Source organism: Brevibacterium picturae, assembly GCF_900105045.1.
In the GTDB taxonomy this organism is placed as follows: Bacteria; Actinomycetota; Actinomycetes; order Actinomycetales; family Brevibacteriaceae; genus Brevibacterium; species Brevibacterium picturae.
On record NZ_LT629739.1, the window covers coordinates 325303 to 343112 of the forward strand.

The following is a 17810-nucleotide window of genomic DNA, read 5'->3' on the forward strand; positions in this document are numbered from 1 at the left end:
TCTGGAAGTCCGGAGTCCCTTTCGTGCGTATGCCAGAAAGCAGAAAGCCTCGCGGCCAGTTCTCTTCAGAACCGACCGCGAGGCAGTGGAGCTATCCGCCGGGACTCACCCGACTCATATTGTGCGGCTGGTGTCAGCCGACGACGCGAATGACCTTCGCTCCACGATCGAGCATCCAGCTGTAGCTGCGCTCCGTCGTATTAGTCCGGGACGAGCCGGCATCGTACATCTTTCCCTCATTCTCGGAGATGATGCCGATGTGGCCCGGGATCCAGATCAGGTCACCCGGCTTGGCGTCCTCGGTCGGGATGACCGTGCCGGCATTGCGCTGCTGGCTGGTTGTACGTGGCAGCTCGATGCCGTTCTTGCCATAGACGTACTGGGTGTATCCCGAGCAGTCCCAACCCTTCGTCGGCGAGGTGCCGCCCCAGACATAGCTCACGCCGAGGTGGGACTTCGCCTCCTTGATGATGGAGTCACGCTGAGCCTGGATCTTCTCTGCCTTGGACGGCTCGTCCTTCTTGTCGTCCTTGGGCTCGTCAGATTTCGACTTGTCGTCGTCCTTCTTCTCGTCCTTGGACTTGTCGTCATCCTTGGGCTCGTCAGCCTTGGGCTCGTCATTCTTGGGCTCATCGGCCTTCTTGTCATCCTTGGCGTCTTTGTCGTCTGCAGAACCTTCCCCGGAGTCTGCAGCCGACCCGCCATCGGTGGGGCTGTCCCCCGGTGGTGCCGACGCATCGGCACCACCGGAAGCGTTGGCATCATCAGAGGCGCCCGGAGCATTGTCGTCGACAACGCCGCCGCTGATGGTGCCCGTGGGCGAGAACTCTGTGGTTCCGTAGCCCTCGGCCCAGACGAGTCGAGCACCTTCGAACAGCTGCTCACCTCTCCCGTCCTTGTACACCGGGTCCGACTCGGGATAACCGAGATGCCCACTCACGGTCCCCTTGTCACCCCAATAGTTCTGGAGGGTGCCCTTGGTGTAGTGAGCACCAGAGTCCTTCGACCAATAGATCTTGCCCTTCTGGAACGACTGTGCCGCTCCCCCGTCCTTCAGGCCGCTCTTCTCATTCGCGGTGGGCAGGCCCAGCTGGGTGACGACGTCACCCTTGTACGAATTCTTGATCGCCCCGGACAGGTGGTACGCACCGGTCTTCTTGGACCAGTAGACGTTGCCCTTCTCGTAAGCGCGGGCACGAGCTCCGTCAACGCCCTTGAGATCGTGTTCCTTGCCAGTGGCCTTGCCGAGTTCCTTCTTGTGGTCGGCAGCGTACTGCTCGATCGCGGTCTTGGGCTTCGGCTTTTCCTTCTTATCGTCCTTCTTGTCGTCGTCCTTCTTCTCATCGGACGGCAGATCGCCGGACTTCATGATGTCGGAGACAGTCGAACGGATCTCGCCCATCTTGGAGTAGAAGGCGTCACCGGGGCAGCTGGTGTTCGCCAGGTCGCGGTGGGCGACGACGGTCGACTTGCTGGCCTTGACACCGTCCATCGACAGCTTCCACGCGATGGCGGAGGCAACAGCGTCCCGCGTCTTCTTCGGCGGAGCCTTCTTGTCGTAGGAGCCGAGCACCGAGATGCCGAAGGTTCCGGTATTGTGACCGGCCACGTGGGCACCGATGACGGCCTTCTCGATGTCGCCGCCGCGGGCGTGCCAGAGGCGGCCGTACTTGTCGGCGATGACGTTGTAACCGATGTCATCCCAGCCGCGCCCCGACTGGTGGTAGGACTGGATACCGCGCAGGATCGAGGGAACGTCTTCAGCCGAGTAGCTGTTCGAACCGGCGGTGTGGTGGACGACTGCCTTCTTGATGCCGCTGGCGTAGTCAGGGCTGCCGTTGTACGACTTGGCACCCCATGACTTACGCGAGCCGATCTTCGGCTTCGGCACATTGGACTTCGCCACGTTGTTCACTGACGAGGAGCCGGGCACGTAGTTCTGATTGGTCACCTTCGCCTGGCCTGAAGCAGCCACCGTCTCGGTGCTCGCTGCAGTGGAGGTTGAACCTGGAGTCGCTTCGGAGGTGTCCGCTGCCCCTTCGGACGGCGCGGAACTCTGCGGTTCGATCTCGACGGGGTCGTTGTCGGCCACGGCGGCGGCATCACTGGGGTTGTGCTTTGGGTCGACGAGGACGAGCTCGGCATCGCTGGGAGCCTTGTCGCCCAGAATGCGCATCTGCACACCCGAAGCTTGGCTGACGGTGAACGGCTCGGAGCCTTTGTTCTTCGCCTGTTCCTGCTTCTCCTCGTCGAGTGACGTCCAGTTGCCCCAGTCAGAACCGCTCTTGACGCGAACCTGAATGCGGATGTTGGACTTCGACTCGGAGAAGGTGAATCCGATGAGGCTCGGGTTCTTGGAGGGAACGTCGAGCACGTCGGAGATCAGCGCAATGTTGACGCCGTCCTCGGTCTTCTGTCGAACCGAGCCCGAAATGCCCTCGTCGTCCTTCGAGTCCTCTGATGATTCGGAGTCCTTCGACTTGTCGTCCGTGGACGCTTCGTCATCCTTCGTGGCCGACTCGTCGGCGGGTGCCGATGGATCAGGCTTCGGAGTGGAGTCTTCCGAGGCAGCGGCTTCGCTTCCGTCTTCAGCTGAGGACAACCCCGTGGAGACGGGATTGATCGATCCGGTGGATCCGCCCGCAGCAGATGCGCCGACGCCCACATTGATGGTGTTCGGCACCTGCGTCGAGGCCATAGCGGTCTCCGACTTGAAGATGTTCGGCAGGTTGCTGGTGGCGCTCTGGTTGGCGGCGTTGGCAGTGGAGTCACTGGAAGCCCGGGCGCCGGGGACATTGAGTCCGTCTTCGCTCACGCTCAGCGCCTTTTGGGTCACCTCAGGCTCAGTCGACGCCGCGAAGGCAGTCGTGGTGGTGACCGCTAAGGTGCCGACGAGTGCGACCGAAGCGCAGCCCGCGACTGTGGGCAATAAGTATTTCATCGTTACAGCCTTTACGAGGAAGTCAGGGAAGTTCAGGCTTTGAGGTCATCCTCACCGTTGGCAGAACGGTGGGTAACCCCAACATCTCAAAATTGTTACACATATTCGGCGTGTCAGACTAGCCAAATAATAAAATAATCGAGTTACACCGGTGTGGTTCCCAGTGTTCTCAAGGGACACACCGAGAGAAACTTTTTCACGGAATTCTCTCCAGTTCCGCTCATCTGATGGACATAGACAAGGAATACGCAGCGACGGGGATCTCAGGGGACGTAGCAGATCTCCTTCTCGGCTTCCGTTTTGTCCTCTTCAGACCCATCTTCGCCGCCGCCTTGAGCGCTCACCTGGACGGAAGAATCGGGGGTGAGTCCGGAGGTCACATTGACCCCGGCTGCGGCCCCTGAGGAGCCACCAGGCACCGCTTGAGCACCCTTGTCCTTCTCACCGTCCCCGGAAGCCTGTGCAATCCTATCCGCCACCAGCGCTCTCGCAGCATCGAAGTCCGGGTCCGCGGGGATCACGTTCGGCGGAGTCAGGTCGAAGGACTCGATCTTCTGGGATTTCACCTTCAGAGCCAGATCGACGAACATGTCGACCTCGGAAGAGGGGATGTCTGTCGACAGCGCCCCCGGGGTCGCCTTGGCGATCTGCTGGTAGCGGGTGAGGACGGTGGCCGGGTCGAGCTGCTTGACCATTGCTGTCTGGACGCAGCGCTGCCGGATCATCCGCTCGTAATCGCTGGACATCTCACGGGAACGGGCGAACCACAAAGCGTGGTAGCCGTCGAGCTTCTGTTTGCCCGGTTCGATCCAGCCCTTGACCGGACCGTGTTCACCGGTCTCCGGGTCGACCTTCGAGGAGATCGGGACACGCTTGCCCGATACCACCGTGATGCCTCCGAGGGAATCGATGAGATTTTCAAATCCCTTGAGATTGACCATGGCGAAGTACTGGACCTCGACGCCTGTGATCGCCGAGACGGCGTCCATCGTGGCCTGTTCGCCCGCTCGTTTCGGGTTCTCGAACTCTTCCTTGTGCCGCTCGCCCTGCTGGAACACCGCATTGAGCAGGCATTCATCGCCGCAGTTGAACCCCTGCGGGTAGTGTTCGTGCAGCGGAGAATCCTCGGGAAACGGCACATTCTGCATATTGCGCGGAAGACCGATGATGACCGTCTTGCCGGTGTCCGCATCGATCGAAACCAGGGACAGCGAGTCAGGTCGGATGCCGGTGCGGCCTTTGCCGGCGTCCGAGCCCATCAGCAGGATGTTGTAGCGGCCGTCGACGGGCTTCGCGGCCTTCCCGGAGGCGAAGAGGTCGGCCATCAGCCCGCGCTGGGAGTCCAGCAGCGTCGTGCCCCAGGCCAATGGGCCCACGACGATGAGGAGCAGGGCGCAGAAGGCGGCGAGGAAGCGTTTGCGGGCCCTCGATGACAGCGTGACGAGTTTGATCCGGCGCAGCGAATCGAACAGGCACACGACCCAGTTCACGGCGATGACCGGCAGCCAGATCGTGAGGAACGTCAGCAGGAAGGGATTCGTTCCGATCGTGAAGAGGAACTTCTTGTCGATGAGGACCACTATCAGAGCAATGATGACGAGGGCCCAGCTGATTGCGGTGATCGACAGCGCGATCTTGGCCCAGCGACGGGCCCGGAACAGCAGCTGTACTGCCCCGGGGATGAAGGCGGTGACCAGGAGAAGAATCCACGCCCGTACATCCCTCGTCGGCTGTGAAGCGTACGACGGGTGATGAATGGGGTCGACGTATCTCGTTTCGGCCACTGACCTACCTTTACCTCGCGCTCGTTGCTGTTATGGCCACACGCGCAGACTTGAAGCCTGCGGCGACACAGACCACTGTGCCAAACCTTCTGGAGAGTCGACTGTGTTCATCCATTGTGGCGCGTGAGAACCCGGGATTCCGGCACATTTCGCCTGCGCATGTCGCGCCATGACAGGAGTGCTTGATCACAGGCACCCGCCGCGAGTCCGCTCGCGCAGAAAGAAGAAGGCCACCCCCCCCGCGGGCGAGGACCTTCTCCCTCGAAGTCTGAGCTCTCCCCCGCCGAGGCGGGTCGGGATTCAGCTGATGAGCTTGCGCCCCATCACCATGCGCTGGATCTGGTTGGTGCCTTCGTAGATCTGTGTGATCTTCGCATCACGCATCATCCGCTCCACCGGGTGGTCAACGACATAGCCGGCACCGCCGAGCAGCTGCACCGCGTCGGTCGTGATCTCCATGGCCGCATCCGAGGCGAAGGCCTTCGCCGCCGCCCCGAAGTACGTGAGGTCATCATCGAAGCGCTGGCTCTTCGCCGCCGCCGTGTAGGTCAGCTGACGGGCGGCTTCGAGTTTCATACCCATATCGGCGAGCATGAACTGGATCGCCTGGTTCTCGGCGATGTTCTTGCCGAACTGCTGGCGTTCCTTGACGTAGCCGATCGCGTAGTCGAGTGCACCTTGCGCGATGCCGACCGCCTGAGCCGCGATCGTCACACGGGTGTGGTCGAGGGTCCGCAGTGCGATCTTCAGTCCCTCGCCGGGATCACCGATGATGCGATCGCCGGGCAGGCGGACATTGTCGAAGAGAAGCTCACGCGTCGGTGAGCCCTTGATGCCGAGCTTGCGCTCTTTCTCTCCGAAGGTGAACCCCTCGTCGGACTTCTCCACGACGAAGGCAGAGATGTTGCGTCCGCGCGCACCATCGGGGTCGGTCACAGCCATGACCGTGTAGTACTCGGAGACGCCGGCATTCGTGATCCAGGTCTTGACTCCGTTGAGGATCCAGTCGTCGCCGTCGGCCACGGCACGCGTCTTCATCGAGGCGGTGTCGGAGCCGGCTTCACGTTCGGAGAGTCCGTAGGAGAATCCGGCCTCGCCGCGGGCGACCTGCGGGAAGTACTTCGCCTTGATCTCTTCACTGCCACCGAGCTGGACGGGCATGCTGCCGAGTTTGTTCACAGCCGGAATCAGGGAAGAAGAGGCACAGCCACGGGCGACCTCTTCGATGATGATGGCCACAGCCAGCGCGTCCGCGCCCATCCCGCCGTGCTCTTCTGGGATGTGCGCAGCGAAGAAGTCGGTTTCGACCAGGGCGTCGTGGGCTTCCTGCGGATAGCGGGAATCAGCGTCAACCTCGGCGGCGAAGGGGGTGATCTTCTTCTCGACGACGTTGCGCACGGCGGCGCGAATCTCTTCGTGTTCTTCGCTGGGCTGGTAGAGGTCGAACATCATTCTCCTATTACTGATCAATCGTTAAGTACCTCTATTATCGCCGCAGTGCCTGCCCTTTGTCGAGAGCGACCTGCCGCAGCTGGCTCCGATGCTCATCGAGACGGCCACGTATTGCGGCCGCGGAGTCGGTGTCGCCGGCGCCGAGGATTCGGGCCGCCAGCAGGCCCGCGTTCTTGGCCCCGCCGATCGAGACGGTGGCCACGGGAACCCCTCCGGGCATCTGCACGATCGAGAGCAGTGAGTCCATTCCGTCGAGGTACTTCAGCGCAACGGGCACGCCGATTACCGGCAGTGAGGTCATTGAGGCGATCATCCCGGGCAGGTGCGCCGCTCCCCCGGCACCGGCGATGATGACGCGCAGGCCGCGATCTGCCGCCGTCTTGGCCCACTCGACCATGTCTTCGGGCATGCGGTGGGCGGAGACGACCTCGGCGGTGGAGTCGATGCCGAGCTCCTCGAGCGCCTCGGCTGCGGCCTTCATCGTCGGCCAGTCCGAGTCCGATCCCATGACAATTCCGACGACAGCGGTCCCGGAATTCGCAGAGCCCGCCGCCGAGATGGGCCCTGAGGTGGCGTCGGTCGTGGAGCTGTCATCGGTGGCTGGAGGCATTTCAGGCCCTTTCGTCGTTGGGTATGGCAGCGTTTCCCGTCTCGTCATCGGCGGATGGCTCGGCGTTCGCGTCGAGGTCGGTCGGGGCCGGCATCTGAGGATGCGGATCGACGTCGACGCCGGCGATGAAGTCCGCTGCGTGTCGCGCCCTGGCCAGCACGAGGTCGAGATCCTCCCCGTAGGCGTTGACGTGGCCGACCTTCCGGCCCGGACGCACGCCTTTGCCGTAGAGGTGAACCTTGATCGCGGGGTCGTGGGCCATCACGTGCAGATAGGGCTGGTAGAGATCCTCATGCTCGGCGCCGAGGACGTTGACCATCACGGACACGTCCTCGCGGGCGGCGGGGCTGCCCAGGGGCAGGTCGAGGACCGCACGCAGGTGCTGTTCGAATTGGCTGGTCACGGCCCCATCCTGGGTCCAGTGACCGGTGTTGTGGGGACGCATCGCGAATTCGTTGATGAGGAAGCCGTCCGCGGTCTCGAACAGCTCCATGGCCATCACACCGGTGACGTCGAGGGCACCGGCGACCTTGAGGATCGCCTCGGTGATCTCTCTCGACTTCTCTGCGGCCAGTCCCGGTGCGGGCGCGACGGCCTCTTTGCACACCCCGTTCTGCTGCCAGGTCTCGACGACGGGCCACACCGCAGTCTGGCCCATCGGGGAGCGTGCAACCATGACGGCGAGCTCCCGGGTGAAATCGACCTTCTCCTCGGCCAGCAACTGTCCGACCTCGTCGAGCCAAGACACGGCTTCGTCGAGCGTGTCGATGACGCGCACACCTTTGCCGTCATAGCCGCCGCGAGGGGTTTTGAGGATGAAGGGGTATCCGACTCTCTCGGCGAAGGCTTCGATGTCGGAATGGGAGGTGATCTCGGCCCAGGCGGGGTTCGGCAGTCCGAGTTCGTCCATCCGCGAACGCATGCGGATTTTGTCTTGGGCGAAGATGAGAGCCTGCGGTCCCGGACGGATCGCATGGCCCGCCTCGGCGAGGGTCTGGAGGTGTTCTGGGGGAACATGCTCATGGTCGAAGGTCACCACATCGACGGTCTCGGCGAAGGCCTTGAGGGTCGCGAAGTCCTTGTAGTCGCCGACGCTCACCTCATTGATGACCTGGGTGGCCGGGGCGTCCGCGGTCTCAGACAGGACTGAGAAGCGGATGCCGAGGGCTTCTGCGGCAGGGGCAAGCATACGTGCCAATTGGCCGCCGCCAATGACACCAACACGAGGAAAAGTCACGTTCTCCATCCTATCGTCCGCGGCTGTCATGGGACGCGCAGGTTCGCTATGTGAGTCTCGACCTCAGGCGGAGAGTCGCAGACGCCACAGCGAGGTGACCTCTGCTCCGCGGGCCGTGTGGAGTTCGTCGGTGGCGTCCGAGGCGCGGGGGTGGCGCGGAGTCGTGCCGTGTCGGTCGTGGACGCGCAGCCCGGCGGCGCTGATGCGAGCAAGGAGCGCTTCTCGGGTCCTCAGGCCCAGGTGCTCGGCGAGATCGGACAGGATCAGCCATCCCTCACCGTTCGGGGTGAGGTGGGCGGCCAGTCCGTCGATGAAGCGGTGGAGCACATCGGAGCCGGGGTCGTAGATGCCAGCCTCGAGCGCAGAGCTCGGGCGGGCAGGCAGCCACGGCGGGTTGCACACGATGAGATCGGCAAGCCCTGGTGGGAAGAGGTCGGCCTGAACCACCTCGGCGGAATCGGCCACGCCGAGCCGGTCCAGATTCTCCTGTGCACAGGCCACCGCACGCGGGTTGATGTCCGTGGTCACGACGTGGTCGACGCCTCGGCGCACGAGCACGGCGGCAAGCACCCCGGTGCCGGTGCCGAGGTCGAAGGCGGTCTGTGGTGCCGATGGGCTGCCGGGCTCGGATGCCGGCAGCGGCGCCTGGGCCACCAGGTCGACGTATTCTCCGCGGATCGGGGAGAACACACCGTAGCGCGGGTGGATGTGCTCGCCGAGGGCAGGTACGGCCACGCCCTTCAGCTGCCACTGATAGGCGCTGAGCACCCCGTTCAACTCGGTCAGCGAGACGCACATCGGGCCCGTCGATGGCCCGTAGGCGGCCTGGCAGGCCAGGCTGACATCGGGGGCGCGACGCAGGTTGAGCCGGTAGTCCTCGTCGAGTTCGACGATGAGAGCACCGAGCAGACGGGCGCGATCGGCGATGAAGCGACGCTGCGCCTCGAATGCCTCCGCCGCGCTGTGACCGCCGACGAGACCGTCGTTGGTGGTCTCCGGCTGGCCTCCGCGCTTGTCGCGACCGCGCTTGTTGCCACTGCGTTGGCTGGATCCACCGCCGGCTCCACCGCGGGCGCTGCGGCGTTTGAAGCGGCGGTCCATCGCCTGCAGCAGTTGCCGACCGTTGTGGTAGTCCCCGCGCCACAGCATCCCATTCCCGGATCGGGCCAGACGGTAGGCGGCATCGGCGGTGATCTCGTCACTGATCACCGTCACCCGAGCCGGGGCCGACGACTGATTCTCCGAATGCCAGCTCGCCGACCGCGCGGATCCGTCCTCGGTCCAATCGAGCGCGGTCAAGGGAGCCTCCTGAGGCGTCTGGTCATCGGGGGTTCCTGGCGCATCCGGTCGTGTGACACCCGTTCACACCACGAGCAGAGGAATCTGCAGCTCGCGTGCCGTCGTCGAACCGTGGTGTCCGATGAGAGCGATCGCCGAGGCGGATTCGTTGTCGGAGTCGACGATGGCGAATTCGTCTTGGCAGATGACCATGAAGTCCCCGATGCGTTGCCGGAACCGGGGATCGACGGGGCCGAAGTAGCCGTGTCGGATGGCGTCATCACGGCTGAGGATGAGTGCCCTGTCCCCCACGGTCTCGGTCCAGGCCGAGTAGACGTCGGCCTCGGCGCCCTCATGGGCATAGAGATGGACCGCGCGGGGTTCGCCGCCGACGTGCCTGACCCCCGAGCGCAGTGCGGGAGCCTCGGCGAGGTCGAGGCGCAGGCTGTGATCGATGTCGACCATTCCGTGGTCGGCGGTGACGATCATCGTCGAATCGGCCGGCAGGTCATCGGCCAGCCGTGACAGGGCCAGGTCGACGAGTTCGAGTTCCTCGGTCCACTGCGAGGAATTCGATCCGTGGACGTGGCCGGTCTTGTCGAGGTTGCCCCAGTAGAGGTAGACGAGCCGACGACCCGGCGCCTTCGCCTCTTCGATGGCCTGGGCGCAGCGCTGTTCGAGTGTCTTCGAGGCCCGGAACCGTCCCCCGCGCAGGGAGGCCCGGTTCAGTCCGCGTCCGGCGAACTTCGCCTCGCCGAGGCTGACGACATCGACCTCGGCCTCGGTGAGGCGTTCGAACAGGGTCGCATCGGGGACCCAGGAGACCGGGTCGACGTCGAGGTCCCAGGTCAGCTGGTTGAACACGGCGTCCTTGGCGGGATCGAGCACACGGTATCCGACGACGCCGTGGCCACCGGGCAGCCGTCCCGTGGCCAGCGAAGACAGGGAGTTCGCGGTCGTCGAGGGGAACCCTGTGGACAGGGTTCGTCGGGATGCGGCCAGGGACCGGAAGAAGGGGGTGTAACCGCTGTACTGCTTGAGCTGGCTCTCACCCATGCCGTCGATGAGGACGACGATCGTGGTCCGCGACTCACGATCAAGGCCCAGGACCTGCGCCCGAGTCCGTGCCGTGTCGTCGAAGATCTCCCCCGCGCCGAGGCTGAGCGCCGCAGCCGGGACCACGTCGGAGAGGATGGGCCCGGAATAGTCGGGCGGCCCCGTCAGGGGCGAGGTGGCCTGATCTGCCATCAGCGCCGCGACCGGAGCCTGGCTTGGAACACTGCGGCACGCAGCTTCCCGGCGAACTCCGCGATGCGGTCAACGGCCGACTGGCCCTCGGCTTCGGCGGAGACGCGCAGCATGACGTCCTCGGAGAAGACGGATCCGCCGTAGCCGTGGTCGGCCACGCAGTCCGGATCGCCACAGGTCTCCGGGAAGGCTTCGATCCGCCGGGAGGCGCCCCAGGACAGGGTCAGCGACACCTCGACCGGTTTGTCCCCGGGGATGAATGCGGCCGGGTCCGCGAAGGTCCGGCCGACCATGACGGTGCCGAGACGATCGAGTTCGATGTCTTCGCTGCTCGTCACGGCCCGCGGCTTGGAACCGGGCGCGACGTTCGGGTCGTCGTCGACGTGTGCGAGCAGCAGTCGTGTCTCGGTGAGCACGAAGGCGGTGACGTGACGGTGGATGGATTCGATGTCGACGTGCGTGTCGATGTGGACGAAATGCGCGAGAACCGGTTCGTCGAACAGAGAATCCGCCAGAATCCCCTGTGTGAGCTGTGGGTAGTATCCGGCCGACTGCAGATCGTGAACGAGAACTTCGGGTAAAGCCATGAGACCCATTGTGCCGTACTCGCCCGAGTCTTCCCACTTCGCCCCCTGCACCTTCGGCTCGTGTTCTGCCACCTCGCAGGTCACGTACGGCCCAGGGTGATCGTGATCCGCTTATGCTGGGGGCATGGAAAATTATCCTGCCGAGTGGGAAGCCGATGTGGTCCTGCGCGACGGCGGCACCGCCCACCTGCGCCCCATCGTCCCCACCGATGCCGAAGCACTGTCGAGGATGCACGAGGCGCAGTCGCCGGAGTCCGTCTACCTGCGATTCTTCGCGCCGCTGCCCCGGCTGCCCAAGCGTGATCTCGACAGGTTCGTCACCGTCGACCATCGCGACCGGGTGGCGATGGTCATGCTCGTCGGGTCCGACATCATCGGCGTCGGCCGCTTCGACAAGATCTCGGACACATCCGCCGAGGTGGCCTTCAACATCGCCGACGCCCACCAGGGGCGCGGCGTCGGCTCGATCCTCCTCGAACATCTCGCCGCCGCGGCCCGGGATCTCGGGCTGGTCAAATTCACCGCCGAGGTGCTGCCTCAGAACCGGTCGATGCTGCAGGTCTTCCAAGCCGCTGGCTACGAGGTCTCCCGCGGATTCGACGACGGCGTCGTGGCCGTGAACTTCGACATCGACCCGACGGCACGGTCCATCGAGGTCCAGGCCTCTCGGGAACATCGTGCCGAGGCACTGAGCGTGCGCACGGTCCTCCACCCCACCTCGGTGGTGGTCATCGGCGCCAGCCGCAAACGCAACTCCACCGGTCATCTCCTCATCCGCAACATCACCTCCGCGAAGTTCACCGGTGACCTGTGGGTCGTCCACCCGGAGGCGGACCAGGTTGCCGGTGTCCAGGCGTACCCGAGCCTCGGCGATCTGCCGGGCACGGCCGACCTGGCCGTGATCGCGGTGCCCGCGGAGTCCGCCACCGAGGTGGTCCAGGAATGCGCGGCGCACGGAGTCAAGGCGGTGCTGGTCATCTCCTCGGGGTTTGCCGAGACCGGCGAGGCCGGGTCCGAGCTGCAGCGCCAGATGGTGTCCACGGCCCGCGCCTATGGAATGCGCGTGGTCGGCCCGAACTCGTTCGGCCTGGTCAATGAATCGGCCGACATCTCCCTCAACACCTCACTGGCACCGTTCCTGCCGGCGTCGGGGACACTCGGCCTGTTCAGTCAGTCGGGCGCGCTGGGCACCGCTCTGCTGGCGGCGGCGAAGAAGCGCGGCCTGGGCATCTCCACGTTCGTCTCAGCCGGCAATCGCGCAGATCTGTCCGGCAACGACGTCCTCCAATACTGGGAGGAGGATCCGGCGACGAAGACCGTCGGCCTCTACCTCGAATCGATCGGCAACCCTCGCAAATTCGCCCGCATCGCCCGCCGCGTCTCGCGCGTGAAACCGGTTGTCGTCATCAAGTCCGACCTCACCGGTCGGGAGCTGCCACCGGGCCATATCGTGCGCACCTCGTCCCTGGCCCCGAATACCCTCGACCAGGTGCTTGGCCAGGCCGGGGTGATCAGAGCCGATACGATCCACCAGCTCTTCGACTTGGCCCAAGTGTTCTCGACCCAGCCCCTGCCGGCGGGCAGACGCCTGGGAGTCATCGGCAACTCCGCGGCGATGGCCACCCTCGTCGTCCAACGCGGCCGCGCCGAGGGCCTGCACGTTGAGGCCGATCCGGTATCGCTGCACCCCGAGGTCGAAGCCGAGACGTTCCGGCGTGAACTCGAGGCGATGTATGCCCGCGAGGACATCGACTCCGTGGTCGTCACCTTCACCCCCTCAGCCGGGGCAGAGGAGGCCGAGATCGCAGCCCACCTCGCCGAGGCGGCCGCCCGTTCGACGAAGACGACCGTGGCCTGCTTCCTCGGCATCAAGGGCGTCCAGGACGAGCTGACCACCCACCTCAGCGACAGTGAGGGAAACCGGAACTCGCACACCGTGCCCAGCTACGTCGGGCCTGAGGACGCCGTGTGGTCACTGGCCAGAGCCACCGACTATGCCCGCTGGCGAGGTGCCGACCACGGCCGCTTCCTCGAAGTCGAGGACCTCGACGACAAGGGTGTGCGCACGATCATCGAATCGGCGCTCTCCGGTGCGCAGCCGGGCAAGCCCCTCCGGCTCGAGCGGGATCAGGCAAGGAATCTGCTGTCCTGCTACGGGATCGAGGTGCTGCCCCACATCACGGCCGCTTCGGTCGACGAGGGACTGGCCGCTGCCGATGAGATCGGCTATCCGGTTGCGCTCAAGGCCGTGTCGTCCACGCTGCGCCATCGGATGGAGCTCGGCGGAGTGCGGTTGAACATCGACTCGCCGGAGGAGCTGCGCGAGGACTTCGAAGCGATCCAGGAGACCATCAGCTCCCTCCTCGTCGACGAAGACCCGCTGGTCGACGTTCAGGCCATGGCACCTCCGGGAGTGCCCTGCGTCATCCGCGCCGGCGAAGACCGCCTGCTGGGACCGCTGCTGTCCTTCTCCCTGGCCGGGGATACAACCGAGCTGCTCGGCGATGTCGAACATCGCGTGTCCCCATTGACGGACAAGGACGCCGAGGACATGATCCGATCGGTCAAGTCCTCGCCGAGGCTGTTCGGCTATCGGGGGCTGCCGCCCGTGAACATCGACCCCCTGAAGGACGTGCTCGAGCGCCTGTCGGTGCTCGTCGAAAGGCACCCGCAGATCCTGGAACTCGAAATCCATCCGATGGTCGCCACCGTGACCGGCGGGCATCTGCTGAGCGTGAGAATTGATCTGCTCACGGACTCCGCACGCATCGATTCGACGCGGAGGCTGTTGAGCTGAGGTGGCCCGAGCGACGACTATGTGGCTCATTCAGTGGGAACCGACTGGCAGTTTGGCGAGTCTTATACCAATTCTTCTCAAATGCAGGTAGTGTCTGTATCCGTTCGACACGAAACGTTATGAATTTGTGTTTTAGTGTGTGGCCGAATATTAGCCATAGTCTGTGACCAGCCGCTGGTCATCCACCGTCCCAAAGACACCTGCACTGCAGGTGTCTCACGAGAGTGAGGCCCGAAAGAAATGATTTCACGAAGAGACGTCGTCACCGACTCCGCAATAGCCGTAGTCGCCGAACAGGGAGTTCGTGGACTCACCCATAGGGCAGTCGATGCCCTTGCCGAACTGCCCGTCGGCTCCACGTCGAACGTCTACCGCACCCGTGATGCCCTGGTCACCGGAATCATGGAGCGCATCGGCGAGCTCAATACCCAGCAGCTCGAGCGTCTGCCGGACATGTTCCACAGCAGCGGCAAGCCTGCCCAGGAGATCGCCGTCGATTTCTGCATGAGCTGGTTGACCACGGACCGCAATCGCTTCTACACGATGATCATGCTCAGCCTCGACCCCGCACTACCGGACGAGGCAGTGGCAGCGAAGCAGAAGAACATGGCCAAGATCGACGAGTTCGTCATGCGACTGGCCAAGGTCGATGCCGAAATGGCACGCACGATCAACAGCTCGGTGATGGGTATGATGGTCGCCGAACTGATCGCAGGAACGGCGGATCGTCCGCACATCGAGTCGTTCATGGAACAGTTCCTCGCATGGATGGGCACCGCCGTGACACCAGCCTGAACCTGCCTGAGGACACAGTTGTGATTTGACCTCAGAACACCGGCGCAGGCATACGTGCGAACGACACGGACGCCCCCGGAAAAGCGGTCTTGAGCCGTAGAACTCAAATCGAACGCTAGAATCGACAGGTGCTCTCCGTTGCCGATGCCTCGACTCGGTGCATGAGAGAGCATCCGGAGCGGAAGAATCGTGCGTCAAAGGAGTTCCATGGCCGAAGGCAGAGTCATCGATGTCGACGTCTCATCAGAGATGGAGAGTTCGTTCCTCGAATATGCGGTCTCAGTCATCCACGCCCGCGCCCTGCCCGACGCACGCGATGGTCTGAAGCCCGTCCAGCGGCGCATCGTCTACCAGATGGGAGACATGGGGCTGCGCCCCGAGCGCGGTCATGTGAAGTCCTCCCGCATCGTCGGCGATGTCATGGGCAAGCTCCACCCTCACGGTGACACCGCGATCTACGACGCACTGGTGCGTCTGAGCCAGAGCTTCATCATGCGTGTGCCGCTCGTCGACGGCCACGGAAACTTCGGTTCCCTCGATGACGGCCCCGCGGCCCCGCGTTACACGGAGGCACGGCTGACCTCGGCCTCCATGCAGATGATCGCCGGCCTCGACGAGGATGTCGTCGACTTCGTCGGCAACTACGACAATACGCTGACTCAGCCTGAGGTTCTGCCCAGTGCTTTCCCGAACCTGCTCATCAACGGCACTTCCGGAATCGCCGTGGGCATGGCCACCAATATGGCCCCGCACAATCCGGGCGAGGTCATCGCCGCCTGCTGCCACCTGATCCGGAATCCGGAAGCGGGCCTGGCCGAGCTCATGCGCTTCATCCCCGGCCCGGATCTGCCCACCGGCGGACGGATCATCGGACTCGACGGGGTCCGCGACGCCTATGAGACAGGTCGCGGCACCTTCCGCACCCGGGCCACGGTGTCGATCGAGAACATCAATGCCCGGCGTAAGGGTATCGTCGTCACAGAGCTGCCCTACCTTGTGGGACCGGAGAAGGTCGTGGCGAAGGTCAAGGACGCTGTCGGTGCGAAGAAGCTCACCGGCATCGCCTCGATCGACGACTACTCGGACCGCAAGAACGGCATGCGCCTGGTCATCGGCATCAAGAACGGCTTCAATCCGGAGGCGGTCCTCGCTGAGCTCTACCGGCAGACCCCGCTCGAAGAATCGTTCAGCATGAACAATGTCTGCCTCGTCGACGGTCAACCGCGAACGCTGGGACTGCGCGAGCTGCTGACCGTCTACCTCGCCCACCGCATCGATGTCGTCCGGCGCCGCACCGTGTTCCAGCTGCGCAAGGCCAAGGATCGCCTCCACCTCGTCGAGGGCCTGCTCATCGCGATCCTCGATATCGACGAGGTCATCCAGCTCATTCGCTCCTCCGACGATGCTGCCACGGCCAGGACTCGCCTGATGGACGTCTTCGACCTCTCGGAGCTCCAGGCCACCTACATCCTCGACCTGCAGCTGCGCCGGCTGACGAAGTTCTCGCGCATCGAGCTCGAGGCCGAGCGTGACGAACTGCGCAAGAAGATCGACTACCTCGAGTCGCTCCTGGCCGATGAGGCCAAGCTGCGCGAACTCGTGGCCACTGAGCTCGAGGCGACGGCGGAAGTCATCGGCTCGCCTCGGCGCACGGTCCTCATCGAAGGGTCGATGAAGGAGTTGAGCGCCAAGGGCAAGAAGGCCCAGTCGGATCTCAAGATCGCCGATGGCCCCTGCCGGGTGCTGCTGTCGACCTCGGGCCGTATCGCCCGGACAGCAGATGCCTCGGCGCTGCAGAGGGTCGGGAAGCGCTCGAGTCATGACGCTCTGCGCTCTGAGATCGTGTCGACGACTCAGGGCAAGGTCGGAGCGGTGACCTCGACAGGGCGTGTGCACATGGTCGATGTCGTCGACCTCCCGGCGCTGCCGCCGGCCGCGACCAGGCCGAATGTCGCCGGCGGAGTCAAGATCGCCGACTATGTGAGTCAGGAGAAGAACGAGTCGGTGCTCGGTCTCATCGACCTCGACCGGGAGTTCGTCGTCGGAACCGCAGGCGGTGTCGTCAAGCGCGTGTCCGTGGCCGCACGGCCGAACAAGAGCGAATGGGAAGCGATCACGCTCAAGGGCAAGGATTCCGTCATCGGAGTCGCTCAGCCCAAGGACATCGACGAGTCTCTGGCGGTGTTCGTGACCTCGAGCTCGCAGCTGCTGGCCTTCGACGCCTCGGGGCTGCGGGCCCAGGGCTGGAATGCCTCAGGTGTGGCGGGAATGAAGGTCGCCGCCGATGCGCGCGCCATCTTCTTCGGCATGACTCCCAAGGCTGCCAAGACCGATGAGGACGGAGACGCCGATACCAGCATCGGCACATTCGCCGTGGTCACGGTCGCCAGCGGTGAGAACTTCTACGGCGCACCATCGTCATCGATCAAGGTCAGCGACTTCTCCGAGTTCCCGACCAAGGGCCGTGCGACCTCGGGAGTGCGCGCCCACAAATTCCTCAAGGGCGAGACCGCGCTGTCACTGGCCTGGGTCGGCGACACTCCGCAGGCTGCGGCTCAGGGCGGAGGAGCCAGGACACTGCCAGCCGAGATGTCGAAGCGCGATGCCTCAGGCTCACCTCTCGAATCCAAGATCGACATCATCGGAACGGTCCCCCGCCTCGGCGACGCCGAAGATGCGACCGGCGATTCGGGGGCGGGCGGCGATTCGGGGGTTTCCGGCGGTGGCGCCGGGGCTTCCGGCAATGCTGGGGCGATCGACGACACGGGAGCGCCCGGCGGTGGTGCGTCCTCCTCGGCGGCCTCGCGCACCCAGGGCCTGGCGACGAGCTTCGACGAACTCGACCGCGAACCTGCTGACGGCGGCGATCTCAACGAGGCGAAGGAAGAGATCGCCCGCTCGAAGGTGGACTCCGACGACGCTGTCATCGTTTCGCATGATGATGACGACGATGACGACAGCGCACTGTTCTGAGGAATTGAGCGGGGCTGGTCCGAGGTAATTCCTGGGAAAAGCTGCCCTGCCGCCAACGGGTGATCGCGTTCATGGACCACTTCGCGAGTGGTACCCGTGGTCGTATAT

At 64.2% G+C, this 17810-nt stretch carries 11 protein-coding genes; 3 read left to right on the forward strand and 8 right to left on the reverse strand.

Annotated features, from left to right (window positions below):
• Positions 1-133 precede the first annotated feature (133 nt).
• From BLT92_RS01560 to BLT92_RS01595, 8 genes are all read right to left on the reverse strand, one after another.
• Positions 134-2941, reverse strand: a complete 2808-nt coding sequence (locus BLT92_RS01560; RefSeq protein ID WP_231938970.1) for an NlpC/P60 family protein — start codon at positions 2939-2941, stop codon at positions 134-136.
• 263 nt (positions 2942-3204) lie between these two features.
• Entirely contained in the window at positions 3205-4725 is a 1521-nt protein-coding gene (locus BLT92_RS01565; RefSeq protein ID WP_092102334.1) for an LCP family protein, read from the reverse strand.
• Positions 4726-5025: 300 nt separating this feature from the next.
• The gene (locus tag BLT92_RS01570; RefSeq protein WP_092108661.1) at positions 5026-6174 is read right to left on the reverse strand and encodes an acyl-CoA dehydrogenase family protein; all 1149 of its coding nucleotides are present in this window, start codon (positions 6172-6174) and stop codon (positions 5026-5028) included.
• 37 nt (positions 6175-6211) lie between these two features.
• A complete protein-coding gene (purE, locus tag BLT92_RS01575; protein ID WP_407922872.1) occupies positions 6212-6787 on the reverse strand; it encodes a 5-(carboxyamino)imidazole ribonucleotide mutase in 576 nt (191 codons plus the stop codon).
• 1 nt (position 6788) lies between these two features.
• The gene (locus BLT92_RS01580; RefSeq protein ID WP_092102337.1) at positions 6789-8033 is read right to left on the reverse strand and encodes a 5-(carboxyamino)imidazole ribonucleotide synthase; all 1245 of its coding nucleotides are present in this window, start codon (positions 8031-8033) and stop codon (positions 6789-6791) included.
• A gap of 54 nt (positions 8034-8087) precedes the next feature.
• Positions 8088-9323, reverse strand: coding sequence for a methyltransferase (locus tag BLT92_RS01585; RefSeq protein ID WP_092102340.1), 1236 nt, complete (start codon positions 9321-9323; stop codon positions 8088-8090).
• 63 nt (positions 9324-9386) lie between these two features.
• Positions 9387-10550 (reverse strand): alkaline phosphatase family protein, encoded by a 1164-nt coding sequence (locus BLT92_RS01590; protein WP_092102343.1) that lies wholly within the window; start codon positions 10548-10550, stop codon positions 9387-9389.
• A complete protein-coding gene (locus BLT92_RS01595; RefSeq protein ID WP_092108665.1) occupies positions 10550-11137 on the reverse strand; it encodes a DUF5998 family protein in 588 nt (195 codons plus the stop codon). The genes BLT92_RS01590 and BLT92_RS01595 overlap by 1 nt, the downstream gene beginning before the upstream one ends.
• A 124-nt stretch (positions 11138-11261) precedes the next feature.
• Between BLT92_RS01595 and BLT92_RS01600 the strand changes: the two genes are divergently transcribed.
• The 3 genes from BLT92_RS01600 (at position 11262) to BLT92_RS01610 (ending at position 17702) form a co-directional block, all read left to right on the forward strand.
• A complete protein-coding gene (locus BLT92_RS01600) occupies positions 11262-13934 on the forward strand; it encodes a bifunctional acetate--CoA ligase family protein/GNAT family N-acetyltransferase (RefSeq protein WP_092102347.1) in 2673 nt (890 codons plus the stop codon).
• Between the two features lie 240 nt (positions 13935-14174).
• On the forward strand, positions 14175-14729 hold the full coding sequence (locus BLT92_RS01605; RefSeq protein ID WP_092102350.1) for a TetR/AcrR family transcriptional regulator: 555 nt from the start codon (positions 14175-14177) through the stop codon (positions 14727-14729).
• Positions 14730-14936: 207 nt separating this feature from the next.
• The gene (locus tag BLT92_RS01610) at positions 14937-17702 is read left to right on the forward strand and encodes a DNA gyrase/topoisomerase IV subunit A (protein WP_092102353.1); all 2766 of its coding nucleotides are present in this window, start codon (positions 14937-14939) and stop codon (positions 17700-17702) included.
• The last annotated feature ends 108 nt before the right edge of the window (positions 17703-17810 follow it).

Bases quoted from the DNA above. Each gene is read 5' to 3' on its own strand.
- BLT92_RS01570 (WP_092108661.1), bottom strand. From the start codon at position 6,174: ATGTTCGACCTCTACCAGCCCAGCGAAGAACACGAAGAGATTCGCGCC.
- BLT92_RS01560 (WP_231938970.1), bottom strand. From the start codon at position 2,941: ATGAAATACTTATTGCCCACAGTCGCGGGCTGCGCTTCGGTCGCACTC.
- purE (WP_407922872.1), bottom strand. From the start codon at position 6,787: ATGCCTCCAGCCACCGATGACAGCTCCACGACCGACGCCACCTCAGGG.
- BLT92_RS01605 (WP_092102350.1), top strand. From the start codon at position 14,175: ATGATTTCACGAAGAGACGTCGTCACCGACTCCGCAATAGCCGTAGTC.
- BLT92_RS01590 (WP_092102343.1), bottom strand. From the start codon at position 10,550: ATGGCAGATCAGGCCACCTCGCCCCTGACGGGGCCGCCCGACTATTCC.
- BLT92_RS01600 (WP_092102347.1), top strand. From the start codon at position 11,262: ATGGAAAATTATCCTGCCGAGTGGGAAGCCGATGTGGTCCTGCGCGAC.
- BLT92_RS01595 (WP_092108665.1), bottom strand. From the start codon at position 11,137: ATGGCTTTACCCGAAGTTCTCGTTCACGATCTGCAGTCGGCCGGATAC.
- BLT92_RS01610 (WP_092102353.1), top strand. From the start codon at position 14,937: ATGGCCGAAGGCAGAGTCATCGATGTCGACGTCTCATCAGAGATGGAG.
- BLT92_RS01580 (WP_092102337.1), bottom strand. From the start codon at position 8,033: ATGGAGAACGTGACTTTTCCTCGTGTTGGTGTCATTGGCGGCGGCCAA.